Origin of the sequence: Phenylobacterium immobile (ATCC 35973), assembly GCF_001375595.1 — a bacterium.
GTDB lineage: Bacteria > Pseudomonadota > Alphaproteobacteria > Caulobacterales > Caulobacteraceae > Phenylobacterium > Phenylobacterium immobile.
Map to the genome: position 1 here is coordinate 2,338,017 of NZ_CVJQ01000001.1, position 25,544 is coordinate 2,363,560.

Sequence of the window (25,544 nt, forward strand, 5' to 3'; positions counted from 1 at the left end):
ACGGGCGGGCGGCACGTGGGGCTCATCGACCATTGCGCCCCCCTCGTTCACCCAACGATTGATCGCTTGCGGCTTCGGATCGGTTGCGACGGTAGGCCTTGGGGCCTGGACTGGCGCATCTGGGGCCTTACGCGGCATCATTGTCTCCTTGTCAGCTTTGGCGTCTGTGCGCTCAGGCCTACGAAACCGGATAGCGAGAGGGCCTGTCGCAAACGACGGCCTCCAGCGCGGTTGGGACCTGTGGAGTTTCCGGGCCAGCCGCCGGCTCGGGCATAAGATAGGCTTTCGCCGCGCCTCCATTCGCCAAAATGGCCGCGACGGCGCATTGCGCTGACGCCTGGGCGTGTTCTTCTTTCAGATAATCGCCGAAGAACGCGCCGTCCTTGGTGACTGTCCAGACGCCGGCAGTTGGCGCGATCAGAAAGACGGTCTCAGGGTCGGGTTTGCGTTCCACGGGCCCGTGCGAGGCCGGATCGGAAGCTTTCATATCGAAATCCCTTCAAACTTGGTGCAGCACCTACGGACCGAGTGGGGCAGCGGTGACGGCTTCGACGCCCTCGCGGGCTGGCGCGGTCAGGCCCATCGCCGACGCGGTACGAACATCCCAGCCGTAGATGTCGGGCCTGAAGGTCACCGCGCCATCATCGCCGAACAGAGCGGTCAGGTAGATCAGCCGCACAGGGATCGGCGCGCGAAGCGGCACGACGCCGGTGCGTCCCGACTTGAGAATGCTGTCAAAGCGGTCGCCATTGCCGCTGCTCGTCGCCAGCCGGCGGCCGAATTCGACGGCGTGCTGGACGCGGATACAGCCGTGACTGAGATGGCGCTGACTGCGTGAAAACACGCTCTTTGACGGGGTGTCGTGCAGATAAATCGCGTAGCGGTTCTGCATGTCGAATTTCACCTGGCCGAGCGCCGCCCAGGGACCGGGTGATTGAATGATCCGGCCCGATACCCGCCGCATATGGTTGCGCGCCAAATAGCCCGGACCCTTCGGCGTGATTTCGCGCCGAGCGATGGACGCGGGCACATACCAGGGCGGGTTCACGACGAGCCGCTCAAAGCTGGCTTGAAGCTGCGGCGTTTCGTGTCCCGGTCGACCGGGAACGACGATACTCGTCCATGCGACCTCGCCGTTCACGATATAGCTGAGCATGGAAGCGGCGGTATTGACGTCGATCCGGGTTGGCGGCGGCTCGCGCTGCAGCCAACGGAGCCGTTCAAGATTCACGGCCAAGCGGCGCGCCTTGTCGCGCGAAGATGCATTGAGCAGCGCTAGTGTGTTTGGACCAACCACGCCATCTTCAGCCAATCCCCGGCTGCGCTGGTAGGTCTTGAGCAGATCTGCATCGGCCTGCGTCCAGATATTACTCTGCGGCTGAACGACTGCATTCGGCGCCGACGCGCCGGCCAGGGCCGCGAGGACGGCGGCGCGCCGACCATCCCTGTCGCCAACCCTGATCGAAGGGCCCGGGGGGACCGGCGGCAAGTCAGAGGCTGAGGAACGTCCGGCCATTTCGAGGTACGCGGCGGAAAGCGCAGCGTACAGGGAGTCTTGCGGCGTCAATCCCGCCAACCAAGCGGTCACACGTTGGTCCGCCAGGGCGCTTCTCAGGCCTACGACCAGATCGGGCGCATCCCTCGCGATCGTATAGTTGCTGAAGATTTTGCTGGGATCGACCAGTCCGATGGCGAGGGCCTTGGAGTATGCCAAGGCGGTCCGGCTGAGGTTCAGGTCCCTGTCGCCGACGGACGTGGAGCCCTCGATCAGCGCTAGATAGGGCTGTGGATCAAGCCCGTGAGCACTCGCCCTCTCGAGACCCTCCGCAAGCGCGGCGGCATTCCGATCCGTCCAGAGCGGCGCATTTTGGCCGGCATATAGACGTTTCACCGCGTCGCTGGCCGACCCAAGATCAACTTGGCTGGCGCTGACGTCACCAGCCGCTAAGCGCCTGCGTGATTGAGCAAGCGCGCGCGCACCGATACCCGTGAGGACAAATCCCGACCCAAGAATAACGCCTCTGCGTGTCGAGGAACTCACGCTCCGCCCTGTCGAACTGGCCTCGCCTACCAGTAAGGCCGGGCGCCCAGGGGGCCGTAATAGGCGTGGAAGGCCTCGCGGCTTGCACTGTCATCCCATCCACTGAGCTCTGAAACATCGAGCTTCGGCGCCAGGGACAGAAATTCCTGGGTGATGTCGACGACATAGCCGCGTTGGTCGGTATCGTAGTTCAGAACGGACCAAGGCAGGGGCTGATGCTTCTCGCCCATGCCGACAAATCCACCAAAGCTCAGGATCGCGTAGGCGACCTTTCCGCTGCGCTTGTCGATCGCGACATCCTCGATCTTTCCGATCTTTTCATTGGCCTGATTGAAGACGTCGGTGCCGTTCACGCGCTGGGCGGGGATGAGTGGATGCGCCATCTCGCCAGCATCCACGGGCTTAGCCATCGTTTGGTCCGTCATGTTCTATCCTTTGTGAGTGTTCGCGCGTGAGCCTAGAGGCCTCGAACGGTCGTGGCGCCTCGCGCTCTATGGATAGAAAGCGGCCATCGCGCCGCTCGGTTGCGCCTCATCAAATGACGATACCGTCAACGCCTTCTGATTTATAGCAATCTGGCGGCCCGCCGTTAGAACAGCCGGGGGAGATGATGCCAGATTTACTATAGATTTACATGGGACGGATGCCTGACTAACCTTATGACATCTGAATTAAATTCCCTACAGAGGGTGGCGCGAGAGCCCTTGGCCATTTCGCGGCCGTTGATAGGAAACCGTCGGCTCCCCGAACGATGGCGATCAGCAGAAGGTAGGCGAGCGGGCCAACGAGCAGGATGCGCAGCGAGCGCTCGGCCGTTCCGAGGTCATCGCGCCTGCCTTCAATTTCTGAGCCAGCCCATCACCGATTTCTTGCCTTCGATACGTCGCTCACTCGATGGGGCGAGCGCTGTCCAACAAGTCGCGAGGTCCGCCCTCCGCTCGCTCTTCATTGACGAGCTGCTCAATGTGGTCATCTGGACGCGTGTCGGCATCCGATGGCGGCGGCGGCGGCGCCTTTGCTCTGAGGCGAGGCTTGGCGGGCACGCCGTCGGCGTCATTCATGCTCGTCAACGGTATGGATGCACCCTCGTCAAAGCGTAGGCGATAGATGGGCTCCGGCAGCGCGAAGCCGGCTCCTATGAGCGCCTGCGCCGCTGCATAGATCGCAAGACTGCGCCCCTTGAAAAAATCGGTCTCGTTCTGATCCAGCCAGCCGAAGAACCGCAAGACGATATTAGAGTCGCCCACGTCTTGGATGATTGCGCTGGCCTTTGGCGTATCGAGGACGAACTTCAGAGCGTTTATGGCGGCGAGGCCGACCGCCATGCCATCTACGGGATTGTCATCAGCATCGACGCCAAGATCGAAGGCGAAGCGCCGCTCGGAGTTTCGCGTATAGTTGAGGATAACCGACTTAAAGACGATCGCGTTCGGTATGCGCAGGTGATTGCCATCGAGCGTCATCAGCACCGTGGCGCGAGAGGTGAGGCGCACGACCCGGCCTTCATTTCCGTCGATCACGACATGGTCGTTGGCCCTGAAGGGCTGACGCAGGCTGAGCATCAGGCTCGAGACATAATTGTCGACCGTATCGCGAACGGCAAAACCGAGCGCCACGCCAATGACGCCCGCACCGCCGAGAACCCCACCGAGCAGTGCGGTGGCCCCGAGCACCTCGAGTGCTGCGATCAGTCCGAAAATTATAAAGGCGAACCGTACAAAGGTCGCGACGAGTTCGGCCAGAAATGTATTTGGGGTGATCCACCGCCACAGGCGGTCGATCGATGCGAGCAAATGGCCGATAAGCCCGATTGTGATCGCGATCGCCAGAGCCACGCCTAAGAGCGGCAACGCCTGAACCAGGCCACGAAGGTCGTTTCCAAACTGTCCGATCGCAGGCGTGAGGTTGGTGTTGACCTTCAGGTCGCGCGTCAGATCGTTCTGGACTGTCACCACACCCGAGACTCGCCCAGCGATGGCCTCAGCGCGCAGGATGTCGCCCGCGCCAGGCACTACGCCCATCAGCGTGACCACGCCGGCCGACACACGGACCCGTACGTCCTTGAGTGGCGCGATCTCGGAAAAAATGCTCTGGATCCGACCGGCGATCTCTGAGTCGGCATTGGCCTCCGTCTTGGTCGCGATCGCAGTGACGGGTTCTACCTGGGTCACGACCTTCTCTGGCGGAGCGATTTGCGCGCTGGCGTTCAATCCGACACTTAGAAGAGCCAAGGTGATGATGATGCGAGCGAACACGGCCATCCCTCACGGTGCGCGTTTTATGACGCCGATATAAGCCCCACTGTGATTCGAGATTGAGGTTCCCCGCGTTCCAAAGTTAGCGCTTCAGTGAAGCTGAGACCTCGCCTGACCCGGCAACAAGCCACAACTATCTTCATCTGGAGCATTCGATGCTCCGACGCGTTCCCTCTGGGCACAACTCGGAATGTAGAATCGGGCAGTTTCAGCTGGATTTCCCGGGCCATGCAGGGGATCTGCGTTCGTGAAAACGACTATTCTAAAGTTCGCTGACGGCTTACGGGGCAGCTATTGGTTTCTGCCCACGGTGATGGCGCTGGGCGCCGTGCTGCTCGCAGGCGGCATGATCTTGCTCGACACCTACAAGGGTTCGGATTGGATGGACGGCCTGCCGTGGCTCTACGCGGCTCGGCCAGACGGCGCGCGCCAGGTGCTCTCAGCCATCAGCGGCTCGATGATCACGGTCGCCGGCACCGTCTTCTCCGTGACGATTGCGGCGGTCGTGTATGCCTCCGGCCAATACGGACCGCGCCTGCTCAGCAACTTCATGAGCGACCGGGGCAACCAAGTGACCCTCGGCACTTTCATTGCCACCTTTGTCTATTGCCTTCTGGTGCTGCGCACGATCCGCTCGGCCGGGGAAGCGGGCGCTGGTGCGGGCTTCGTACCGAACCTCGCGCTGCTGGTGGGCGTGGCGCTGGCACTATGCTCGATCGCGGTGCTGATCTTCTTCATCCACCACGTGCCCAGCCAACTTCACATCAACGTCGTCATAGAAGACATCGGTGACAAGCTGTTGAAGGAGATCGACAACCGTTTCCCCCGGTTCATCGGCGCGCCCCAGCCCGACGACAATGGCCAGGATGACGCGGCCCGTGTGCCGGCGACCTTTCAGCTGGACGCGAGCCAGGCCGACGGCGCGCGTCGCGCGCTCGTTGCGGCCAAGGACACGGGTTACCTCCAACTGATCGACGACGACGCGGTGATGGTCGTCGCGCGCGAGCACGACCTCGTTCTGCGCCTCCAATACCAGCCGGGGGATTTTATCCACGCGGGCAGAACCCTGGTCGAAGCTTGGCCGCCCGAACGCTGCGACGACGACACGGCGGCGGCGATCGGCGCGGTGTTCTCGGTTGGGTCCAGACGCACCGCCCTGCAGGACCTGCGCTTCCTCGTTGACGAGCTGGTGGAGATCGCCGCGCGCGCGCTATCGCCCGGCGTCAACGACCCGTTCACGGCCGTCACCTGTCTGGATTGGCTAGGCGCCGCGATTTCGGACCTGGCGGGCCGCGAACTGCCATCGCATCTGCGGCTCGATGGGGATGGCGCGCTTAGGGTCATCACTCATCCCGTGACCTTTGCAGGCTTCATGGAGCGGGGCTTCGGGGCTCTGTCCCAGTACTGCGCCACCGATATGGTCGCGTCCCTGCGTTTCATCCGCGCGCTCGGGGAGGTTTCCGTCGGCTGTGATGACCCGGAACGACTGAAGAACCTTGATGATCACGCTCAAAAGCTGGTCGTGCTGGTGCGTGAGAACCTTAAAGGATTCAACCGGGACCGGGTGATCGAACGCGCCGATCAATTGCGACGCGCCATGGCCGAGCCCGATTACAAGCGCCGGCTGCGCGACAGCGGGGCTTGGCTTGGCGGAACAGCTTGAGGCAACCCTTCCCGTGGGGGGCTCGGTCGAACGGCCCCCCTCGTCGACATCTGTCTTCTTCATCAGTGGCGCACCATTCCACCCAAGCAGTGGCTGTTAGACTTCGTCGTTCGGGATGTTGAGGAGCAGGCCGCAGGCCTTGCAATGCACCGCATCAGGCTCATGCCGCATGAGACCACACCTCCCACACAGGAAGCGGACCTTGTGTGGACGGAACAACGTCTGCGCCAAGCGAACGAAAAGCGTAATGCCCGCGATCATGGTGACGATCGAGATCAGCTTGCCCCAGGCGCCCGGCAAGACGATGTCGCCAAAACCCGTCGTCGTCAGGGTCGCGACGGTAAAGTAAAGCGCTTCGATATACCCATCCACGCCAACATGGCGGCCGGCAAAGCTCGTATAGACGAAGCCCGTCACGATGAAGACGAAGGTGACGAGTGTGGAAGCAGCCCGGGTCACCTCCTCGTAGCGCGTTTCGTCGTAACGTCGCCCAATGGTGCTCCAGAAGAAGTCGCTATGCAGCAGCGTCCAGAGGCGAAGCACACGCAGGAAGGCCAGGTTGAACAGCCATCCTGGCGCCAGCAGCGTCAGCAGGACGAACGCGTCAACCCAAACGATCGGGCGCTTAGCCCACGTCCGCAGCGAACGGGAGGCCAGAGCGCGGGCGCAGAGGTCGAGCGCCAGGATGAAAGCGACGAAATAGTCGATGGCCAGGAAGAACGGTGTCTCCCTCAACAAGGGCGCGGCGATGAAAAAGCCGATCAGCGCGATGTCGATCATGATCACCGCAAGACGGAAGCGGACCGCCGCGGCAGACTGCCCGTGATAGAGGTACCGCAAGCGTGCGCGAAGGCGACGAACGCCACGACGGACTGGCGTACGTCGCGCGGACATCAGCTTTCTTCCTCAACTTCTGAAGCGCCGGGCCTGCACGGCTTGCAGGCCCGCAGGATCGCCATGCCAACGAGCGCAGACGCGAGCGAGCCCACAAGCACGCCGATCTTGGTCTCGTCGATCAGCTTCGGATCACCGAAGGCGAGGTTGCCAATGAAGAGGCTCATGGTGAAGCCGATGCCGCACAGGACCGCCACACCGTATAGCTGTCCCATGGATGCGTCCCGGGGCATGTCGGCCCACCCCATGCGAATGATGGCCCACGCCGTGCCGAAGACCCCGAGTTGCTTGCCGATGAATAGGCCGAGCGCGACGCCGAGCGGTACGGGATCGAGCGCGGCTGCGGGACTGACACCGGCGAAGGACAGCCCGGCGTTTGCGAACCCGAAGAGCGGCACGATCAGGAAGGCTACCGGCTTGTGTAGCGCGTGCTCTAGCCGATGGAGCGAAGACGTCGCATCGTCCGGCGCGCCCGGGCTCCTGCGCAGCGGGATCAGCATCGCCAGAGCGACCCCGGCCAGGGTCGCATGGACACCGGACTCCAGCACGAAGTACCAAAGCGCCAAGCCGCCGAGAATGTAGGGCCAGAGCGCGGTGACTTTCAGGCGGTTGAGCGCGAAGAGCACCACGAGGATCCCACCGGCGGCGGCCAGGGCGATCAGGTGGAGTTGGGCTGTGTAGAAGATCGCGATGATAACGATCGCGGCCAGGTCGTCCATGATTGCGATGGCGGTCAGGAAGATCTTGAGGGACCCCGGTACGCGCGACCCCAGGAGGGCCAGCACCCCTAGCGCAAAAGCGATGTCGGTCGCAGAGGGAATGGCCCAACCGGCTCGGCTATCGGGGTGGGCGCCATTGAACGCCAGATAAATCAGGGCCGGCAGGACCACGCCGCCGAGCGCCGCCACGCCAGGCAGGATGATCTTCGACGGTCGCGAGAGCTGCCCGTCGAGCACCTCGCGTTTGATCTCCAGTCCGACCAGCAGGAAGAAGAGCGCCATCAGGCCGTCGTTGATCCAATGCAGCACGCTCTCGGTCAGGTGAAAGACGCCGAGGGCGAAGCCGAACTCGGCCTTCAGCGCGGCGAAATAGCTCTCCGCAAACGGCGAGTTGGCGACGATGAGCGCCAGGGCGGCGGCGGCCATGAGGACGTAACCTCCAGAAGCCTCGTGGTGAAGAAAGTGGCGCAAGGCCGACAGGGGCCGCTTGGCGGTCGAAGAGCTCATCGCGATCCTAGCGCTGTGTCATCGGGACGTGCTTCGAGCGCATCCCCTCGGTGACCGAGGCGTCTGCACCAAGGTGCAGGTGGGGCCTAGCATCATGAACTATCTACGATTCGGCACGATGATCGTCACGATCAGCTGACCCCTGATCAGGAGCGTCATGCCCGTCGCCCAGATACGTCCGACCGACTTGGCGCCATTGGGCCGCAGGACAACACCTATCAGGCGCCGCATGCGACCTTCAGCGGGGGCGGGCGGCGCGAAGACTTCTCCAGCGCGCCGACGAACCCATCTCGCCACGCGCCGACATGGTCGCGTTGCACGCCGTCATTCAGGGCCGACCATCTTGCACGACGCTCCTCGGTAGGCATGATCAAGGCGCGCCGCATGGCTTCGGCCATGTCCTCGCGGCTGAACGGATTGACGATCAGGGCCTCGGCCATCTGTTCCGCGGCCCCGGCCAATTCCGACAGGATCAACACGCCAGGATCGACCGGATCCTGCGCCGCCACATACTCCTTCGCCACGAGGTTCATACCGTCGCGTAACGGGGTCACCAGCCCAACGTGGGCAGCGCGGTAGATGCCCGCCAGGGCATCGCGCCGGTAGGCCTTGTTGACGTAGCGGATCGGCACCCAATCGATATCGGCGTAGGCGCCGTTGATACGGCCTGACAGAGCTTCAAGGCGGCCCCGAATATCCTGGTAGGCCTCCACTTCATCACGGCTTGGCGTCGCGATTTGCAAGAAGAACACCTTCTCCAACTGATCGGGATGATCGGCCAGCAGCTGCTCGTAGGCGCAGAACCTTTCTTCGAGACCCTTGGAGTAATCTAGCCGATCGACCCCGACGATCATCTTGCGGCCTAGCAGGCTCGCGCGCGTGCGATCGAAGGCGGCCTTGGCGGGTGCGGACGCCACCGCCTTCGCAAAGTCCACTGCATCGATCCCGATGGGAAACGCGCCGATCCGAGCACGCTTGCCGAAGGCGCTCGCCTCCCCGCTCGCGTCCACGGAGCCTTCGGCATTCTGGACGACGTACTCCGCGAAGGCTTCTCGTGAATCCTGCGTTTGAAAGCCAATCAGGTCGTAGTCGAACAGCGCCTCGACCAGCTCGGCATGCCGGGGTAGCGTCGTCAACAATCGGCGCGCTGGCCAAGGGATGTGGAGGAAAAACCCGATCTTATTGCGCACGCCGCGCTGGCGCAGCTCCCGAGCGAGGGGCAGCAAATGGTAATCCTGCACCCAGATCAGGTCGTCGTCCTGGATCAACGGACGCAGCGTTTCGGCAAAGCGGGTGTTCACCCGTTCATAGCCTTCGTCGAATGACCGCTCATAAGCCACTAGGTCGGTCCGATAGTGGAACAGCGGCCACAGCGTGCGGTTGGCGTAACCGTTGTAGTACTCCTGTCGATCCTGCTCCTCGAGATCGACCAGCGCCACAGTCACGCCGCCAACCTGTTGGATGGAAAGGTTGCCTGTGAAGGTTTCGCAGGTCTCACCGCTCCAACCGAACCACAGTCCCGAGCTCTCGCGCAGGGCAGCGGCGAGCGCCATCGCCAGACCACCGACCGATCCGACACCGGGATCGGTCGGCGGATTTACTCGGTTAGAAACGACAATCAGGCGTCCCATCCCGCCTCCCAGAAATCGAACTTTCCGCGGTCGAGGCTGCGCATGATCCACGACAAGGTGGCGGCCGGGCTGGCGAGACGGCCCTGCGCCAAGGTTTTCCTGGATTCCCCCACGAGCACCCCTACGCCGCCGTGGGCGCGCGCCGCAGCGAAGCCGGCCTCATCGGTCAGGTCGTCGCCGACAAACACCGGCGTCGCGCCGGCGAACGGCGCCTCAAGCATGAAGCGGTTGAGCGCTGCGCCCTTGTCCGGACCGGGAGTCCGCAACTCAATGACCATTTTTCCGCGCTGGATCTCCAGGCCGCTCGCTTGAGCCAGCCGCTCGACTGTCTCGACGATGGCGGCCTCCGCTTCCGGCGCCGCGCGGTAATGAATCGCGACACTAGGCCCCTTGGCCTCGACCAGGAGTCCCGGCCGCGCGCGGGCCAAGGCCTCAAGCACAGACGCGGCGTCGGCCACGCGCGCATGGGGCGGCTCCAGGACAAGCCCTCCCACGGGGGTGCGGCGTTGCAGTCCGTGTACGCCGGCGACGCAAGGGATGGCGCCGCCCAATACCTCGTCCACATCCTCGATAGTTCGGCCGCTGAGGATCGCCAGGCGCCCGCATAGGTGATCGCGGGCGCGATGCAGGACGATCCGACAGGAGGGGCTCGCGCGAACCTGGTCGGGTTCCGCGGCGATCGGGACGATGGCGCCGTCGAGGTCCAGGAACAGCGCTGTCTCTGCGACCGGAAGGGCGTGGGTGATCTGACTATGCAGCATGGCCAGCAAGCTCCGAAAGTTGTTGATCCGGCAGCACAACCTTCATGTGCGGGAATGGGATTTCGACACCCGCCCGGTCGAAGGCCAGCTTGATACGGCGATTGTATTCGCGCCCGACACTCCATTGCTGGATGGGCTGGGTCTTGATCCGGGCTTTCAGCACCACGCCGCTGTCGGCGAGATTATCGACGCCGACCACTTCGATCGGCTCGAGGATCTTGGCGGCAAAGGCCGGCTCGGCCTGCATCTCCTCGCCGACCCGCTTCATGATCCGAAGCGCGTCATCGATGTCCGAGCCGTACGAGACCTGCAGATTGAAGACGTAATAGGAGAAGGTCTTGGTGAGGTTATGCACCACCTGCGCCTCGCTGTAGGGGAAGACGTGCAAGGTGCCGTCGAAATCGCGCAGCCGGATCGTGCGCAGGGTCATCGCCTCGACAAGCCCACCGGACTCACCGACGCGTACGATATCGCCCACCGAGACGATGTCCTCGATGATCAGGAAGAGACCGGTGAGAAAGTCCTTCACCAGCGTCTGGGCGCCAAAGCCCAGCGCGATGCCGACGACCCCAGCCCCGGCCAGCAGCGGCCCGATCTTCACGCCCAGTTCGGATAGCGCCATCAGCACGGCGACAATGACGATAGCAGTCTGCACGATGCCTTCGAGCAGTGGACCCAGCGTCTTCAGCTGAGCCTGGCGCCGGGCCTCAGAGGCGCCGGCCGCCACCCCGGCGAAGAGTCGGCCGATAAGAAAGCCCGCAATCTCGAAGGCGGCCGTGGCGACGACCAGCAGGACCACCAAACGCAGGGCAGCTGCGGCGAGCAGCTGCCCTGCCCCGCGCGAAAGCCAGGCTATGGGATCCGCCCCCCAGATCTGGCCGATCACCAAGATCGCGCCGACCGCGGCCAAGAAGCGGACCGCCCAGGCGGCGAGCCGCGCGACGCGCGTCGTGCGGACGGCGCGATCAGCTGTGTGCGGCCCTGGCAAACGCCGTACCGCCACGCGCATCGCGCGCCGTGCGATCCACACGAGGGCGAGCCCCAGGAGGGCGACCAAAACGCTGAGCGCGAGGTTCAGGAAGACTTGAGGCCAGCCCAATTGCGCAAAATGCGTCGTCGTGTCTTGCCAACCCGATAGCAGGCGTTCGCTTGCGGTCACGGCTATCCTTTCATTTCATTTACGCGCGCAGGATGACGCTGAGGTCTCCATTGCGCTCTAGGAACACGGCCTTCACCGCGCTCAGGTCCATCTGGCCCGCCTGTCGCAGAGCCTGGTCGAGATCGCCCTGCCCCACGCCGTGGCGGCGCATGGCCCGCCAGTCGATTTGGCCGTCGGCCACCAGCTGGGTCGGCCGCCCCTTGAGGAGGTCGCCCAGAGGCCACCATGTCGCGGCATAAGCGAGGAGCGCGTGGACGCCAATGAGCACGGCCGTGGCGCAAAGAGTTGGGAAAAACGGGGCTCCACCCGTGATGGTGCGGCTCAGGTTCGAACCGATGATGATCGCCAGAAGGATGTCGAGAGCGCCCCACTTGCCGAACACGCGCTCGCCGGCCAGACGCACGAACGCCAGGCCGATCAGGAAGATCAACAGGGCTCGCGCTGACATCTGCGACCAGGTGATCGTCTCGCCGTGGCGGCCGATCAGGTCGTACAGAAGGTCCATCCCCGGGCCATCTAGGCAGCCAGGAGGCGGCGCCCCCTAGGATAGCGCTCAAGGCGCTGGATCGCGTCCCACGCCCGCTCGAGTTCATCGGCTGTCGGGAAGCTGTCGTTCGGGCTCATCAGCTTGCGCACGACGAGGCTCGCATGGCGCAACGCATCCCGCTCAATGTCGGTATGCACCGGCAGGTCGCAGCGCGTGGCGACGTGCAGGCCCACAGGGTTGGTTTGGTGAGTCTTCATCAGGTGGCCCTCCCGTTTTCAGCATCCGGCTGCAAGGCGCGGCGGATATGGCTGAGCCGATCATCGTCGGCCGCCCAAACCGCATCGGGCGATGCGCCCATGACTTCCACGCGTTCAAGAACCCAGGACCGGATACCCCAAGTCCGCATCAGGTCGTTCGCCAGTTCGGCTGCGTTGCGCCGGCCGTTCGGTGGGCTTGCGACCACGGCAATGGTCGGCGCGGTCTGAGCGGCCATCAGAAGCGCCATCCGTGCATTGGGCGCTGGCCCGACAACACTGAATCCCCCGTGGTAGAGTTTATCGAGAATGTCCGCGGTGCTGTTTTCACAATCACAGACAAGTAGAATGGTGTCGTTTCTCGGTTCCGTCATCCGGTCTCCTTGCTTTGTTTCTGGATGCCCTCATTATATCACAAGACGATATAATTTGCGACCTGTCAGGCTTGACAATTCCGTGAGCGGACGCGCGGCCGGTGTGCTCAGAAGGGGAAGAAGAAGGGAATGATCGCCACGCCGACCAGCCAAGTGAGGAGATTCAAGGGAACCCCGATCCGGACGAAATCCAGGTAGCTGTAGCGTCCCATCTGGTAGACGAGGACGTTGGTCTGATAGCCAAACGGCGTGGCGAAGGCAGCGCTCGCGGCCATCATGATGCCCACGAGAAACGGCCGGGGATTGACGCCGAGGCTCTCCGCCAAAGCAACCGCGACCGGCGTGAGAAGGACGGCGACCGCCGCATTCGACAGGATCTCGGTCAGAAATAGGGTCGCCCCATAAAGCAGCGCCAAGGCCATCCAGGGACCAAGCGCCGTGACCCAGCCGACCAGAGCATTGGTCGCAAGCGCCGCAAGGCCGGTCACCTCCAGGGAGAGGCCCACCACCACCATCCCCGCGATGAGGAGAAGGATTTCGGGGCGAAGGCCCTTGTAGGCATCCTCGGCGCTGATCACGCGGAGCACCACCAGGAGGACAGCCCCTGAAAACGCTGACGCCGCGATGGGGGCGACGCCCAGGGCCGCAACCGTCACGACGCCTACGAACACCACCAATGAGGCCACCGCCTCGAACGGGCGGAAAGGACGGTCGAGAGGAAAGACGCTCGGATCGTCGCCTGCGGCGCTTTCAGCCTTCTCTGGCAACGCCACCTCGCCACTCCGGCTTGGGCTATGTCCCAGCAGTCGGCCGCCGAACAGAAAAAGGTAGAGGCCGCCGGCTAGCCCGACAACCAGTCCGACAGGTGTGATCTCGAACATCGAGAACACCGGCTGGCCGGCGTTGCGCGCCATGTCGTTGACCAGCAGATTGGTCGAGGTGCCGATCAAGGTGCACGCGCCGCCCAGGATGGTCACATAGGAGAGCGGGATCAGGAATCGCTTCGGCGACAGGTTTAGTGACTCGGCGACGTCCTTCACGACTGGGGCGGCCAGCACCACGATCGGTGTGTTGTTGAGGAAGGCCGACGCCGCCCCCGACACAGCGATAACAATCCAAAGGCCCAGAGCGCCGAGCCTTGCACAAAGGCGTGTGGCCCCACGGATGATCAACCCAAGGAGGCCCGACAGTTCCATGGCGTAGGCGATGACGAAAAGAGAGGCCAAGGCGATGATCGCTGGGCTGGCGAACGCGCCCTGGACTTCCACCGGCCGGATCGTGCGCGTGCCCAACAGAACCGCAGCACCGGCCAATGCCACGACATCAGACCGCACCTTGCCCCAGATCAAGGCCGCCACGACCGACAGCAGAACCGCCAAAGTCACGAGTTGAGGAGACGTCATCGGTCCTTCTTTAGCGGCGATTGCTGGACCGAGCGCCGCAAAAAATGGTCCGCGCGGGTCGAAACCCATGCCATCCATCTGTTAGGGTTGGGGCATGCCGAACAACAAGCCGAGGTTCATCGACCGCAAGCGAACACTGATCGCGCCCGTCGTTCTGGGCGGTCTGGTCCTCATCCTTCTCGCTGCGGCCCTGCTTTGGAAGAGTCGTACGCCGACCCCCGTAGCAGCGCCTGAGCCTCCTGCGGCCGCGCCGGCGGCAAAGGTCGCGCCGACGGCCATTCCGCTGCCTCCCCCGCCGCTTGGCCGGCGCGACATCGTGGATGCCGCTCGCCTAGCCGCTGCAGCTTATGCCGCCCGCGCACCCAGTGATCCGAAGGCGAACACGGATCTGATCGGTCAACGCTTTGCACTGCGCATCCCGTTCGGCTGCGACGGGCCGCAGGTTAGCGCAGGCTCCTCACAGGCCTATTTCGAATTCGATCCGCTGAAAGGCACCAGCAAGCTGGTGGCGCGTCCGAGTGACTGGACGGCCCTTCCGGCCATTCCGCAAGCGACGGGCGAGAAGATGGTTGAAGATGTCGAGGGGTTCTGGCTTCCGCGCCCCTGGAGCTTTGCCGAGGTCTGCCCGCCACGACACGACGCCCCGGCGCCGGCGGCGCCAACGCCGGTCGCGGCGCAATCGGTCGGCCTGGCGAGGGTCTTCGAGAAAGGCGGCTCGCGTCTACTGCGGCGCGACGGTCGCGCTTATGAATTTGTCCGCAAGGCGCCGGCAGACAAAGCGCCGATGGCGACCACCACCTATCGCTTGGTGCTGGAAGGACGCGTCGTCGGCTTCAGTGATGGCCAAGCGATCCGCTGCTGGAGCGAAACCGCCGAGCATCGCCCGACGTGTCTCTTCGGTGTCGAATTCGATCGCGTCGCGTTCGAAGACGCTTCGGGGCAACTATTGTCGGAGTGGCGCGACTAGCGTCTCCACAAACCTCCAAGGCTAGCCATGACCCATACCTACGACGCCCTTTGGACGTGGCTCCGGACTGGCGCATGGATTGAAGGCGCGACCCGGCTTCTCCTTGCGGTGGGCATTGTGGTCGCCGCCGCCATCGTGGCGCGGCTGGTCGTCAGACTGCTCCGCCGCCTGCGCGACCGTTCCCGCATTGGCCGGCCGCTGATCTACATCGTCGAGAAGCTGGCGGGTTACGCGCTGGTGATCATCGGCGTCTTCATCGGCCTTTCCACGCTCGGCATCAATCTTACCTCGCTGGCCGTGTTCGCGGGCGCCGTTGGCGTTGGCGTCGGCCTGGGACTCCAAGGGGTTGTCCGCGAGTTCGTGTCCGGCCTGGTCGCCATCTTCGATCCCTTCGTCAACGTCGGCGACTTCATCGAGCTTGAAAACGGAATCCGCGGCGAGGTCACCGAGGTCGGCCCCCGTGCGACCCGCATCAAGACAAACGACGGTTTGAACGTAATCCTTCCCAACTCGAAGCTTATCGAGACTCAGGTCGTGAACTGGACCCTGAAGGATGGGACGCGCCGGATCCATGTGCCGTTCTCGGTGGCCTACGGCGTGGACAAGGTCCGGGTGCGCGACGTCGTTCTGGACGCCGCCAGGGCCGTCGCCTTCACACTGCCAGACACTGACTCCCGCAAGACGCAGGTCTGGCTGACCGGCTTTGGGGACTCGTCGCTGAACTTCGAACTGGTGGTGTGGCCCACAGTGGACGCTGTGCGGCGGCCGTCGGCGATGCACGCGGCTTACACCTGGGCCATAGAGGATGCGCTGCGCGGCGCAGCCATCGAAATCCCGTTCCCGCAACTCGATCTCCGGGTCCGGAGTCTCTTTGGGCGTGAGGAGGATGCTGGATTGCGGGCGCTGGGCCTACAGCGCGGCGAACCGCACGTTCCCGCGACGCCGGCTCCGGGTCACCCGAGCCCGAATGACGCCGCTGACGCCCTCATCGCCGATGCTGAAGAAGCGGCGCGCCTGAAGAAGGCTGCCGAGGGGGCCTGAACTGCCTAAAGCTACGCTCTCAAAAATGTTACATCGTGGCGCGATACATTTCGGAAATTTCAGTTATAATTCCTTCAATTCACAATCCAGGAGAACGATTTCAGGAAAGGGAAAGATCATGGAGGCGTTGTGGACCCGTATTAACTCTCCGCCGCATCTGATGCGATGCGTGAGATTTGAGATCCACGGGCGTGCCACCTTCGGCACCCCCTTGCGGAGGTCAGTGTGAATGCGCTCTTCTCTGCGAACACCACACTCGTACATTCGCCATTCGACGCGCCGAAGCCGGTGGTGCGCCCTCGCTCAGCGATCGTTACGGCCTTGGCCGTCGCTGCGGCCTTTCACCTTGGCATAGGCGCCTACCTCTGGAAGGCGCGCTTCGAGCCGCAATACCGCGACTACATTGATGAGGTTACGGACGTCGTGCTGATTAAGCCCGCGCCGCCGCCCCCGCCGCCAGCGGTCGAGCCGCCTGAGCCGCCGCCTCCGAAAAGACTCCCGCAGGTTCAGCCTCGCCCGCCGAAGGCGCTCGTGCCCGCGACCATTCCGCCGCTGCCCATCCCGCCCGCACCAAGGCGGATCGAAGTGAAGGCTCCGCCGGTCCTGGCGCTGCCGCCTGTTCCGAAGCCCGCCACGCTGCCCATTCCGCGACCGCCGCCGGTGATCGCCAGTCCCGACTGGTTGCGACGTCCCACAGGCGCCGAGATCGCCCGCTACTACCCTGATCGCGCAGCGCGCCGAGACATTTCCGGGCGCGCGGTCATCGCATGCCGCGTGACCCGCGAGGGCGGATTGGACGGATGCACGGTCGACGCAGAAGCGCCAGCTGGCGAAGGCTTTGGGGCTGCCGCGCTCAAGATGAGCCGCCACTTCAAGATGCGGCCAATGACCAGCGACGGTGAGCCCGTCGCCGGAGGCCGGATCCGCATCCCGATCAGGTTCGCCCTGCCCGATTAGGCCTCGCCGCAAAAACGAAGGAGAACGCCATCCACGACAACGTCATAAACGCCAAGCCGATCGCGAGCCGCCTAGGGGGAGCACCAGTTTATGGACTTGAGCGTCGCCGGCTTGGAAATTTGGTCGACATCGCGATCAACGAGCCGAGCCTGACGCCAGCGTACCTCATCGTCACCTTTGGCGGCTGGTGGGGTATCCCCCGTGAGTATCGCGCGGTCCCCTGGGCCCTCCTCGAAAGCGACGAAGTCGGGGAGCTCTACCTTCCCATGTCACGTGATGAGCTGAAGATCGGTCCTCCGCTGGAACGGCCCGATCTCAAGCACTGGACCGATGAGGGAGTGCGCGAGGAGATCCATCGCTACTACGCCAGCTTCGGGTCCACGAAGACCGGACCACCTCCGGACCCATTGGTGGAATCTGCACATCCAACCGCAAAGGAGATCGCAACGCATGAAACGACTGAAACCAAACTCCAATGACGACCGGACTCGCACGAAGCAAGGAACGTCTCGCCGCATGCTCTCGGCGAACGGAATGACCGGCGCCGGCCTCTACAACCGCCAGCGCGAGAAGGTCGGCACGATCGAGGACGTCGCCTTCGACCAGCTGAGCGGCCGCGTGGCCTACGTGGTCATGTCTCATGGCGGCTTCCTGGGCTTTGGCCAAGCGCTGAACACCCTGCCCTGGGAACTGATCGCCTACGATGCGAGCCGGCAGACCTACGTCATCCCTGATGAGTGGCGAGATCAGTCCGAGCCTCTGCAGGTCGAGGGCATGGCGAACTGGCCCCTGACCCCGCGTCCCGTGGGGCCCGGAGTTCCGGCACCCTACGGCTTTTACTGACCAAGAGAAGCCAGCGCTTACGCCGCGACAATACATCGTCTAAAGATATAAGGCGCGGGCGCGGTTCGCCGGCGGATCACGCGACCAACCTGCCAAGCGCCTTAAGGCGAACCAGAAGCAGGCGGCGCACGTCCGAGCGCGATGGGGCGGGCCGGCTGGCGCGTGGATGCGCGACGGCCGGTTCCCCGACCACTCAACTGTCCTGATCGCCGGAACCGCGCGCGCTGAGCTTGCGCGTCGTACGCAGCACCCCTTCCAGGATACGCGTCGCGCTTTTCAACTGAGCGAGATTGCGGACGGAAATGTCGTGAAGAACCTGGGAGCCGGCGGGCGTCAGCGCCACCAGGGCGCGACGCCGATCGATCGCTGATTCCAGGCGGTGTGCGAATCCACGATCGACAAGTCTGGTGACCAAGCCGATCGCGCTATGGTTCTTGATGAGCAAACAATCGGCCAGTTCTCCCACCGATATGGCCTCTTCGCCATCGTGCGCGCGGATCGCGAGCATCGCCTGGTGTTGCTGCGAGGTCAGGTCGTGGGCCAAGGCGCCCTCGGCGCTGAAGGCCAGAAATTCGCGTATCGCGCGCCGAAAGGCACCTAGCGCCCTGTAGTCCGCGTCTTCAAGGATGTCACCATTCGAGCGGCTCTGCCCCTTCCCTGTCGCCATTGAAACCCTGCTCAAGCAAGCCCTGTCTGGCGACCGTGCGTCCCAGACTCCCAGGTGTCATCTCAAACAAAACCCCGTGATGCCAAGCCTTTTCATATTATATCGTTATACGATGTTATTTATGGAAACCCATCGTTTGGAGATCACCTCGCCCAACATCACGCGGCGCGCCCAGGAAGCGCGTCGCTTCTCGCCGAGTCGCCGTCGCAATGAAGGTGGCGCGCAGATCGAAGTCTGCCTCCTGATCGCCACCGTGCTGGCCTGCATGGCTGCGATGACCTGGAGCCTGATGGGCGCAACCTGACCCTCGCGCATGTCATATGGGCCGTGGCGGGCGCCTGCGCGGCAATGGCACTGGGCTCCGCCGTAGGTCACAGCTTAAGGCCGGCGCCCGAGGACCTGACGCCCGTGTTGGGCGCCCCGCGCCTCATTGTTAGCCGTTGAGTTGATCTGGCGTCGGATGCCATGCTGACGGCAAGCGCGCGCTTGCCATGCTGCGAAGATTACAGCTGTCGCCGTCCCACCCATTCGTGGTTGGCTGAAATCTGGTTGATCATGCATCGCCCGACGCAAATCTGCGTCGCGGCGCTTAGGGGGCGCCGCCATACCTGTCACGCCTTTCCGGACGGCTGGTGGCCTTGACTTGCGGCTCTGCCCCGGAGAGGGGCGCTACTGCATGTGCATTCGCCTTCCCCAAGCTTCGCTCAACCGCACACTCCCCTCCACCTTGCAAGTATCCGGTCCCGCCATGGCGCCGGCTGAGGAGTGATGGCGCGGGAACCAACCCTCATGCCTCCGCCGGGCGCAGATCGGCTGAAGCCGCGGGTCGTCGCCTGTATAGACGGATCAGGTTACGCCAACAGCGTGTGTGACCACGCGGCCTGGATGGCCAGTCGCATAGAAGGCGACATCGAAGTTCTGCACGTTGAGGATCCGCAGGAGCCCGCCCGCGCAAGCCTGGTTCGCGAGGCCGTCAGTCGTCTTCACGAGGAAGGCTCGCCCGACGCGACGGGTAGGGTCGCCGCCGGCGCGTTCCCGCTAACCGCCACCGAGGGCGGGCCCGATCTGATTGTAATGGGCAAGCGAGGCATCACGAGCGAACAGGACCGCGGTCGCCTTGGCTCCCACGTCGATCGTATGATCCGTGCGACCACGGTTCCGGTTTGCCTGACTTCGAGGTTCTTCCTGCCAATCGGCCGCGCCGTGGTGCTGCTTGACGCAGACATGAAACATCGAGCGGCTGTCGAACTGGTGGCGACCCACAGGGGCCTGCACAGGCTTGCGATCGACCTCATCGTGACGGCGCGAGATGGCGAGGATCCAGCTCCAAAGATGGCGTGGGCCCGGCGTGCATTGGCCGCGCGCGATGCCGACGTCTTCGCCATGCAGGCGAACGGCCCCGATGATGCTGCGGCGCGCTACATCGGGGAGAAAGGAGCGGACCTGATCATCATCTCACGGGCCGTCCTGGCGCCGGATCCAGAGGCGCGCCTCGGGCGCATCGAGGAAGGAGCGGTCTGGGGCTGGCGGACGCCCGTCTTGGTCTGCTGAAGCGCTGGAACGCCCGTCTTGGTCTGCTGAAGCGCCGGAAAATGGGTCTGACGAAACCACGCTGCCGGAGGCCTCAAGGAGCGTCCGATAGCCTCCGGTTCCGATGAGGAGGCCTGGGCGCAGAACCGCAACGCTCACACCGTGCTTGTAGACGCCGTGGGCCGGGGCTGGTAACGCTCACTCCTGAGCAGTGCTTTGAAATGCGCTGCGCACTGCGGATGAGCACTGCGCGACTCGCATCGCTGGCGGGGCTCGCCGAAAGGACGGTCGTAAAGTTCGAGGGCCATGAGGTGTGTGCGAGACCCGGCACGATCATAGCCCTGCGTAAGGCCTTGCTGACCGCGGCGTGCGCGAATTCTGCCGCCGCCTAATACACCGACTGTTCTCCTGCGCGCGCCAAACCGCATAGCGCCCTAGCTTAGGTCGTCGAGCACCGCGCGGGCAAGACGTCCCTCCACAGGGGTTCTCCGGGGCGTCTCAAGGCTGTCTAGGCGCGTCCTGCGTCAGGTGTGAGCCAGCCTAAAACGCGATCACGCAATACGATCCAACAGCGTCGAAAAAGTATCCCAGTGTCGTCAATAAACGCTCTCCAGGATTCCCGAAGCCGGTCCATCGGGGAGGGAACTGGCGAAATGGACGCAGGAGGCGCGTCGTGCGCCGGCAGTGCTCCCGCCGCCTCGCTGATGTCGGTGGGCTCACCGCTGGTCATGAGGGAAACTGTCTCCGTGATGAAGTCGGCCTGGGTGACGTTTCCGATGGCCAACCGATCACCTTTGATCTTGATCTGCTGAGTGAGCAGCCCGGTTATCACGACCCTTTGCGGGCTATTCGCTCGGGCACGCGGGATCGAGATGTAGACCGGACCGCCTGAATTCCCCGCAAAAACGGAGAAGTCCAGCATGTAGGTCGGGTATTTGTCGGCGGGCGATAGCGGAAAAGACGCCACTTTGCCTGCGCGAAGGATAGGAAAGCCGGCAGCATTGGCTGCAAAGCCCCGTGGATATCCGAGAGCCACCGGCGGCGACGGCCAAATCTTCCTGAGAGCCCGGTCTGATGCCGCCGGTCTGATCAATCGGCGGGCGATCTTGAGAACTCTCTGAAGGGGCGTCTGCGGGCGCGCTCGGTTGGGGTGCTGCATATTTTGGTTTGCTGGCGCACGACGCGAGGCTGAGCGCAGCCAGGAGAGCTGCCCCGCAGGGGAGTGCAATGTTCTTCATGTGCTGTCCTTGGGAGGCGATCTTCGGTTTCCGGAGTTCGGTCGCCGAACATACCGCCCGCCAACAGGAGGCGCGGTTGTGTTCTCGTGTTCCCTGCTGCACGAGGCTACGCCCGTCACGCGGGGGACGCGCTACGCCTTCCTGCCGTTTCTCTATGACGACGAGGGAGCCCGGATCAGACAGGAAAACTTGCATTCCTTGGAACCCGCGCCCCCTGCGACGGACGCCGCCGAGGACTGACGCGTAGGTTGGTATTTCGTGGCCCCGTGAGCGGCTCCAGAAGTATGCTCCTGACGCCTACAGACCAAACACCTTCATGCTGGCGTCAAGCATGCCCTCATTCCATGAGGAATGTCGCCGGCTCGTCGGCCTGCCATGACGTGCCGGCGAAGGCGAGCAGAGGCGCGAGTGCCGCGCGGCCAATTGATCCAGACGCTGGCCAGCGCGCACCTGAGGGACGTTAGATGCCCCAACCGCTTGCTTTGCATCTCGTATTGCCAGATGAGGGAGCACGTTTGGACCTGCCGTGCGCGGGTGGCTATCCTGAGCGCCTATCCCTCGGGAAACCTCAGTTCGCTTATCGATCGCCGCCGAGCATCGGCAAGCGGCTGTTTTGATGTCTGTTTTCCGCAATGTCTGTCTTTGCTTCCGCGCGCCAGCAGTGGTTCGCCAATCCCCGCCGGGACTTGCTGGCGGGGACCGTCGTCGCCTTGGCGCTCATCCCTGAGGCCATCGCCTTCTCGATCATCGCTGGGGTTAATCCAGCGGTGGGCCTCTACGCCAGCTTCGTCATCGCCGTGACCATCGCCTTTGTCGGAGGCCGGCCTGCCATGATTTCGGCAGCCACCGGAGCAATGGCGCTTTTGATGGTTACCCTCGTGAAGGATCACGGGCTAGAATATCTGTTTGCCGCCTCGATCCTGTGCGGCCTCTTCCAGATCGCCATCGGCCTTCTGAAGCTTGGCCGCTACATAAAGTTCGTTTCGCGAAGCGTGATGACCGGTTTCGTGAATTCGCTGGCGATCCTGATTTTCCTGGCTCAGATGCCTGAGTTAATCGGAGCCAATTGGCAGACCTTCGCCATGGTGGGCACCGGCTTGGCGATCATCTACGGCTTCCCCCTGATCACCAGGGCGATCCCCTCGCCTCTCGTGGCCATCGTCACGCTCAGCGCTTTCGCCGTCCTAACCAAACTCGATGTGCGAACGGTCGGCGACATGGGCCAGATGCCATCGACGCTACCCATCTTCCACCTGCCGGCAGTGCCCCTGACCTGGGAGACGCTACGGATCATCGGCCCCATATCGGCGACGTTGGCATTCGTGGGCCTTCTGGAATCCCTGCTGACCGCCAACCTGCTCGACGACCTCACCGACACACCGTCGGACAAGGATCGCGAGACCCGCGGCCAGGGTATCGCCAACGTCCTGTCGCCGCTGTTTGGCGGTATGGCCGGCTGCGCCATGATCGGCCAGTCGATCATCAATGTGAGTTCCGGCGCGCGGGGCCGTCTATCAACGCTCTGGGCGGGCCTGTTCCTGCTCTTTCTGATTCTGGTGTTGCAGACCTGGGTGGCCCAGATCCCGATGGCCGCGCTGGTGGCGGTGATGATCATGGTCTCGGTCGGCACCTTCGATTGGTCTTCGATACTCAAGCTCCGCGCGACGCCGGCACAGTCGTCAATTGTGATGCTGGCGACGACCGCCACCGTGGTCGCGACCCACGATCTCTCCAAGGGCGTCATGCTGGGTGTAGTGCTGTCGGCGATCTTCTTCATGCGTCGGGTGGGCAAGACGCTGACCGTGGTGGAGTTGGAGACACCGGAAGACGGCCATCTGCGTTATCGCGTGACGGGGCAGCTGTTCTTCGCTTCCGCCGACCTGTTCGCCGCCAGCTTTGAGCACCACGGCCATCCTAAGCGCGTCGAAATCGATATGACCGGCGCGCACCTTTGGGACCTCACGGGTTCAGCCGCGGTAGACAAGGTGGTCTTCCGTTATCGTCGGCAAGGCGCGGAGGTTGACCTAGTCGGCATCAACGAAGCGAGCCGCACCCTGATCGACCGTGTCGGCCGGCACGACAAACAGCACCTCCCCGCGGGGGAGATCGCGCACTAGCCCGCTTCTCCCAAATTCGGTCTGGCCACGATCATGCGAAAAGAAAACGGCGGGATCGCGAGATCGGCAAGGCTAGCGAACCCCTGGCCTCAATAGGCGCTCAAAGGCAGCGCCGGCGGGCGGCGCAGGGCGAACGAAAGTGAACGAAAACGCGAACGCCGGTGCACTATTTTTGCACCCAACCCTCACTAACATATTGATTTAATTAATCAATCTGTCCAGTCCATCATAGGTGCAATAGACAATCTATGTGCTTGAGATTTAGTCACTTTTCCTGCAACTTCAATTCGGTAGATCGGCTTTGTGTACACCGATTTTACGATCCAATACGCCATTCCACGCCAGGGTTCTCCGCTTGACTGTACACATAGGGGACACGAATTTGGCCGCCTTCGTGAAGCTTCCATCTGGGTCCTGGCGGGCCGTCGTGCGGCTATATCAGCGAGACCTTCCGGCGCAAGGATGACGCCCGCGCGTGGGCCTTGGACGCCGAGCGCCAGATCGATCGCGGCGAGGCGCCCAGGCCTCGCGCACCGCCAAGCTGCGGACCCTCGGCGACCTGATCGACCTGCATATCGAGGACACGAAGGAAGTCGGCCGGGCGCCGGGCCGGTCCAAGGACGCCGCGCTCTCAATGCTTAAGCGCGAACTGGGCGGACGCAACATCGGCACGATCAAGCTGGTGCTGTCCCACGCCGCCGCCGTGCATGGCGTGGCCGTCCCCGTCGAGCCGGTGGACCTGGCGCGCATCGCGCTCAAGCGCCTCGGCCTCGTCGGCAAGGGCAACGCGCGCAACCGGGGCCCGACCGACGACGAGCTGGCCAGGCTGGTCGCCCACTTCGACGGCAACCCGCGCCAGATCATCCCCTTGGGCCGGTTCGCGGTGGCGACCGCCATGTTCGAGGCAGGCTTCGCCATCGAACAGGTTGCGCTCGTCGCCGGCCACAAGGACTGGAAGATGCTGCGGCGCTACACGCGCCTGAAGCCTGAGTCGCTGCACGCGCTGGCAGCGTCGAGGGCTGCGTGATCGATGGAGTCTTAGTCGCTGCCGAAATCGTCCGTCGATTTCTTGTTGATAACGGCATTTGATTTGAGAAAGCGGATCAACGATTGCTCAAGTTGATGCCGAAGCTCCTTATTGGAAACCTCAATATATGAGGCGTATTCGACCACTGGAGACTTGAACCAAAACTTTTCCTCGTGGACCTTCAGGCGTGTCGATATTTTCTCGCCCTTGCCCACGTAGATCGGTCGCTGGCTGATATCGTAAAGCACGTAGACGCCGGCACAGGTTGGCCAATCCTTCTTGTCGTGCGGCTGAAAGTCTGTGAGCGGGCCGAGACCGGCGACCTCTTGGCTTTCGACTGTTTCCGCAACCACCTGTTCCGGCACAGCCGTCTCGAGCGCCGCAGCGATCCTGTCGCGGGTTGCCGGTTGCGGATTCTGGATTTTCCCGCTCTCGATGTTGTAGATGGCCGGCGCGGAAACGCTTGCACGCTTTGCAAGCTCCGGAACCGACAGGCCATTTTGGACGCGCTGCTCACGAAGCCAAACTCCGAAGCTGGAAACCTCGTCAGTTTCTTCTTCCGATGGTTTGGAAGGCGCGCGAACTCGAGACCACCCAAGGATCACCTTGAGCTTCCTCTTATTCTCTTCGGTCGGAACGGTTCGGCCGCCTTCCCAGGCGGCTATCGCCCCTTGGGAAACACCAACCTTTTCAGCCAACGCAGTCTGCGAGAGACCCTCGCGTTGCCGGGAACGACGGATTCGCTGACCAATTTCTCCCGCCACGTCGCACCCCTCGATTCCACCCAACTCCTACGCTAGTGCGACGAGGCGGATTTGTCGCTCGGTTGCCTGCGGCCTACCGACTTCCCCTTGCGGGCCAAACCATTTCGACTATATTTTGACCTAGAATGCGGTCAACAGGGCGACGCAAATGGTCCACGCGGTCAAAAAGGAAACGCCTTCCGGCCATCGGCGCGTGCGCAGCAGGCCGGTCGGCCGCCTTTCGATCACGAGTCTTATGGACGAGA

General features: G+C 63.2%; 25 protein-coding genes and 1 other annotated feature. Of the genes, 10 read left to right on the forward strand and 15 right to left on the reverse strand.

Features of this window, described 5'->3' with window-relative positions; all coding sequences use genetic code 11:
- Positions 1 to 178: 178 nt before the first annotated feature.
- From BN1313_RS11470 to BN1313_RS11485, 4 genes are all read right to left on the reverse strand, one after another.
- On the reverse strand, positions 179 to 487 hold the full coding sequence (locus tag BN1313_RS11470; protein WP_091740588.1) for a hypothetical protein: 309 nt from the start codon (positions 485 to 487) through the stop codon (positions 179 to 181).
- A 30-nt stretch (positions 488 to 517) separates the two neighbouring features.
- Positions 518 to 2,041 carry a L,D-transpeptidase family protein gene (locus BN1313_RS11475; protein ID WP_141653127.1) on the reverse strand — a complete coding sequence of 508 codons (1,524 nt, stop codon included), beginning with the start codon at positions 2,039 to 2,041 and terminating at the stop codon, positions 518 to 520.
- 26 nt (positions 2,042 to 2,067) lie between these two features.
- Positions 2,068 to 2,466, reverse strand: a complete 399-nt coding sequence (locus BN1313_RS11480) for a PRC-barrel domain-containing protein (RefSeq protein WP_218054353.1) — start codon at positions 2,464 to 2,466, stop codon at positions 2,068 to 2,070.
- A gap of 462 nt (positions 2,467 to 2,928) precedes the next feature.
- Positions 2,929 to 4,302, reverse strand: a complete 1,374-nt coding sequence (locus BN1313_RS11485) for a mechanosensitive ion channel domain-containing protein (protein ID WP_091740593.1) — start codon at positions 4,300 to 4,302, stop codon at positions 2,929 to 2,931.
- Between the two features lie 241 nt (positions 4,303 to 4,543).
- Here BN1313_RS11485 and BN1313_RS11490 point away from each other — a divergent pair, with 241 nt between their 5' ends.
- Positions 4,544 to 5,959, forward strand: coding sequence for a DUF2254 domain-containing protein (locus BN1313_RS11490; protein ID WP_091740598.1), 1,416 nt, complete (start codon positions 4,544 to 4,546; stop codon positions 5,957 to 5,959).
- Positions 5,960 to 6,055: 96 nt separating this feature from the next.
- Here BN1313_RS11490 and BN1313_RS11495 read toward each other — a convergent pair whose 3' ends face one another.
- The 9 genes from BN1313_RS11495 to BN1313_RS11535 all read right to left on the reverse strand — a co-directional run bounded on the left by BN1313_RS11495 (position 6,056) and on the right by BN1313_RS11535 (position 14,148).
- A complete protein-coding gene (locus BN1313_RS11495; RefSeq protein WP_091740601.1) occupies positions 6,056 to 6,853 on the reverse strand; it encodes a potassium channel family protein in 798 nt (265 codons plus the stop codon).
- Positions 6,853 to 8,079, reverse strand: a complete 1,227-nt coding sequence (nhaA, locus tag BN1313_RS11500; protein ID WP_091740604.1) for a Na+/H+ antiporter NhaA — start codon at positions 8,077 to 8,079, stop codon at positions 6,853 to 6,855. The genes BN1313_RS11495 and nhaA overlap by 1 nt, the downstream gene beginning before the upstream one ends.
- Before the next feature lie 218 nt (positions 8,080 to 8,297).
- Positions 8,298 to 9,710 (reverse strand): alpha,alpha-trehalose-phosphate synthase (UDP-forming), encoded by a 1,413-nt coding sequence (gene otsA, locus BN1313_RS11505; protein WP_091740608.1) that lies wholly within the window; start codon positions 9,708 to 9,710, stop codon positions 8,298 to 8,300.
- A complete protein-coding gene (otsB, locus tag BN1313_RS11510) occupies positions 9,698 to 10,471 on the reverse strand; it encodes a trehalose-phosphatase (RefSeq protein ID WP_091740611.1) in 774 nt (257 codons plus the stop codon). Before otsB ends, otsA begins: the two co-directional genes overlap by 13 nt.
- Complete coding sequence (locus tag BN1313_RS11515; protein ID WP_141653128.1) at positions 10,461 to 11,630, reverse strand: mechanosensitive ion channel family protein; 1,170 nt, start codon at positions 11,628 to 11,630, stop codon at positions 10,461 to 10,463. Before BN1313_RS11515 ends, otsB begins: the two co-directional genes overlap by 11 nt.
- 19 nt (positions 11,631 to 11,649) lie before the next feature.
- Complete coding sequence (locus BN1313_RS11520; RefSeq protein WP_091740617.1) at positions 11,650 to 12,135, reverse strand: DUF421 domain-containing protein; 486 nt, start codon at positions 12,133 to 12,135, stop codon at positions 11,650 to 11,652.
- Between the two features lie 11 nt (positions 12,136 to 12,146).
- Complete coding sequence (locus BN1313_RS11525; protein ID WP_091740620.1) at positions 12,147 to 12,374, reverse strand: hypothetical protein; 228 nt, start codon at positions 12,372 to 12,374, stop codon at positions 12,147 to 12,149.
- On the reverse strand, positions 12,374 to 12,745 hold the full coding sequence (locus BN1313_RS11530; RefSeq protein WP_141653129.1) for a hypothetical protein: 372 nt from the start codon (positions 12,743 to 12,745) through the stop codon (positions 12,374 to 12,376). The genes BN1313_RS11525 and BN1313_RS11530 overlap by 1 nt, the downstream gene beginning before the upstream one ends.
- A 107-nt stretch (positions 12,746 to 12,852) precedes the next feature.
- Positions 12,853 to 14,148: an SLC13 family permease gene (locus BN1313_RS11535; RefSeq protein WP_091740626.1), complete on the reverse strand. Its 1,296-nt coding sequence runs from the start codon at positions 14,146 to 14,148 to the stop codon at positions 12,853 to 12,855.
- Positions 14,149 to 14,242: 94 nt separating this feature from the next.
- Between BN1313_RS11535 and BN1313_RS11540 the strand changes: the two genes are divergently transcribed.
- The 5 genes from BN1313_RS11540 (at position 14,243) to BN1313_RS16595 (ending at position 17,956) form a co-directional block, all read left to right on the forward strand.
- On the forward strand, positions 14,243 to 15,115 hold the full coding sequence (locus BN1313_RS11540) for a hypothetical protein (RefSeq protein ID WP_091740629.1): 873 nt from the start codon (positions 14,243 to 14,245) through the stop codon (positions 15,113 to 15,115).
- Positions 15,116 to 15,142: 27 nt separating this feature from the next.
- Positions 15,143 to 16,156, forward strand: a complete 1,014-nt coding sequence (locus BN1313_RS11545; RefSeq protein WP_091740633.1) for a mechanosensitive ion channel family protein — start codon at positions 15,143 to 15,145, stop codon at positions 16,154 to 16,156.
- A 225-nt stretch (positions 16,157 to 16,381) separates the two neighbouring features.
- Positions 16,382 to 17,113, forward strand: a complete 732-nt coding sequence (locus tag BN1313_RS11550) for an energy transducer TonB (RefSeq protein WP_091740636.1) — start codon at positions 16,382 to 16,384, stop codon at positions 17,111 to 17,113.
- A gap of 59 nt (positions 17,114 to 17,172) precedes the next feature.
- A complete protein-coding gene (locus tag BN1313_RS11555; protein WP_281176487.1) occupies positions 17,173 to 17,592 on the forward strand; it encodes a PRC-barrel domain-containing protein in 420 nt (139 codons plus the stop codon).
- A gap of 37 nt (positions 17,593 to 17,629) precedes the next feature.
- Entirely contained in the window at positions 17,630 to 17,956 is a 327-nt protein-coding gene (locus BN1313_RS16595; protein WP_176695980.1) for a PRC-barrel domain-containing protein, read from the forward strand.
- A 193-nt stretch (positions 17,957 to 18,149) separates the two neighbouring features.
- Here BN1313_RS16595 and BN1313_RS11565 read toward each other — a convergent pair whose 3' ends face one another.
- Positions 18,150 to 18,500 carry a MarR family winged helix-turn-helix transcriptional regulator gene (locus BN1313_RS11565; protein ID WP_245620174.1) on the reverse strand — a complete coding sequence of 117 codons (351 nt, stop codon included), beginning with the start codon at positions 18,498 to 18,500 and terminating at the stop codon, positions 18,150 to 18,152.
- 244 nt (positions 18,501 to 18,744) lie between these two features.
- Between BN1313_RS11565 and BN1313_RS11570 the strand changes: the two genes are divergently transcribed.
- The 4 genes from BN1313_RS11570 to BN1313_RS11590 all read left to right on the forward strand — a co-directional run bounded on the left by BN1313_RS11570 (position 18,745) and on the right by BN1313_RS11590 (position 24,535).
- Positions 18,745 to 18,927, forward strand: coding sequence for a hypothetical protein (locus BN1313_RS11570; protein WP_091740648.1), 183 nt, complete (start codon positions 18,745 to 18,747; stop codon positions 18,925 to 18,927).
- 485 nt (positions 18,928 to 19,412) lie between these two features.
- Complete coding sequence (locus BN1313_RS11575; protein ID WP_245620235.1) at positions 19,413 to 20,174, forward strand: universal stress protein; 762 nt, start codon at positions 19,413 to 19,415, stop codon at positions 20,172 to 20,174.
- A 1,731-nt stretch (positions 20,175 to 21,905) separates the two neighbouring features.
- Positions 21,906 to 21,959 (forward strand) — a sequence feature (sul1 is cis-regulatory element that is thought to sense ions involved in sulfur or methionine metabolism; They are found in Alphaproteobacteria).
- A gap of 64 nt (positions 21,960 to 22,023) precedes the next feature.
- A complete protein-coding gene (locus BN1313_RS11585) occupies positions 22,024 to 23,508 on the forward strand; it encodes a SulP family inorganic anion transporter (protein WP_091740654.1) in 1,485 nt (494 codons plus the stop codon).
- 475 nt (positions 23,509 to 23,983) lie between these two features.
- A complete protein-coding gene (locus tag BN1313_RS11590; RefSeq protein ID WP_245620175.1) occupies positions 23,984 to 24,535 on the forward strand; it encodes a hypothetical protein in 552 nt (183 codons plus the stop codon).
- 11 nt (positions 24,536 to 24,546) lie between these two features.
- Here the strand turns inward: BN1313_RS11590 and BN1313_RS11595 are convergent, their stop codons facing one another.
- Positions 24,547 to 25,299: a helix-turn-helix domain-containing protein gene (locus BN1313_RS11595; RefSeq protein WP_091740657.1), complete on the reverse strand. Its 753-nt coding sequence runs from the start codon at positions 25,297 to 25,299 to the stop codon at positions 24,547 to 24,549.
- Positions 25,300 to 25,544: the final 245 nt, after the last annotated feature.

Excerpts from the sequence above, each read along its gene's own strand:
- BN1313_RS11540 (WP_091740629.1), top strand. The coding sequence starts at position 14,243 with ATGCCGAACAACAAGCCGAGGTTCATCGACCGCAAGCGAACACTGATC.
- nhaA (WP_091740604.1), bottom strand. The coding sequence starts at position 8,079 with ATGAGCTCTTCGACCGCCAAGCGGCCCCTGTCGGCCTTGCGCCACTTT.
- BN1313_RS11485 (WP_091740593.1), bottom strand. The coding sequence starts at position 4,302 with ATGGCCGTGTTCGCTCGCATCATCATCACCTTGGCTCTTCTAAGTGTC.
- BN1313_RS11470 (WP_091740588.1), bottom strand. The coding sequence starts at position 487 with ATGAAAGCTTCCGATCCGGCCTCGCACGGGCCCGTGGAACGCAAACCC.
- BN1313_RS11480 (WP_218054353.1), bottom strand. The coding sequence starts at position 2,466 with ATGACGGACCAAACGATGGCTAAGCCCGTGGATGCTGGCGAGATGGCG.
- BN1313_RS11585 (WP_091740654.1), top strand. The coding sequence starts at position 22,024 with ATGTCTGTCTTTGCTTCCGCGCGCCAGCAGTGGTTCGCCAATCCCCGC.
- BN1313_RS11495 (WP_091740601.1), bottom strand. The coding sequence starts at position 6,853 with ATGTCCGCGCGACGTACGCCAGTCCGTCGTGGCGTTCGTCGCCTTCGC.
- BN1313_RS11545 (WP_091740633.1), top strand. The coding sequence starts at position 15,143 with ATGACCCATACCTACGACGCCCTTTGGACGTGGCTCCGGACTGGCGCA.
- BN1313_RS11520 (WP_091740617.1), bottom strand. The coding sequence starts at position 12,135 with ATGGACCTTCTGTACGACCTGATCGGCCGCCACGGCGAGACGATCACC.
- BN1313_RS11530 (WP_141653129.1), bottom strand. The coding sequence starts at position 12,745 with ATGACGGAACCGAGAAACGACACCATTCTACTTGTCTGTGATTGTGAA.
- otsB (WP_091740611.1), bottom strand. The coding sequence starts at position 10,471 with ATGCTGCATAGTCAGATCACCCACGCCCTTCCGGTCGCAGAGACAGCG.
- otsA (WP_091740608.1), bottom strand. The coding sequence starts at position 9,710 with ATGGGACGCCTGATTGTCGTTTCTAACCGAGTAAATCCGCCGACCGAT.
- BN1313_RS11535 (WP_091740626.1), bottom strand. The coding sequence starts at position 14,148 with ATGACGTCTCCTCAACTCGTGACTTTGGCGGTTCTGCTGTCGGTCGTG.
- BN1313_RS11525 (WP_091740620.1), bottom strand. The coding sequence starts at position 12,374 with ATGAAGACTCACCAAACCAACCCTGTGGGCCTGCACGTCGCCACGCGC.
- BN1313_RS16595 (WP_176695980.1), top strand. The coding sequence starts at position 17,630 with ATGCTCTCGGCGAACGGAATGACCGGCGCCGGCCTCTACAACCGCCAG.
- BN1313_RS11575 (WP_245620235.1), top strand. The coding sequence starts at position 19,413 with ATGCCTCCGCCGGGCGCAGATCGGCTGAAGCCGCGGGTCGTCGCCTGT.
- BN1313_RS11570 (WP_091740648.1), top strand. The coding sequence starts at position 18,745 with ATGGAAACCCATCGTTTGGAGATCACCTCGCCCAACATCACGCGGCGC.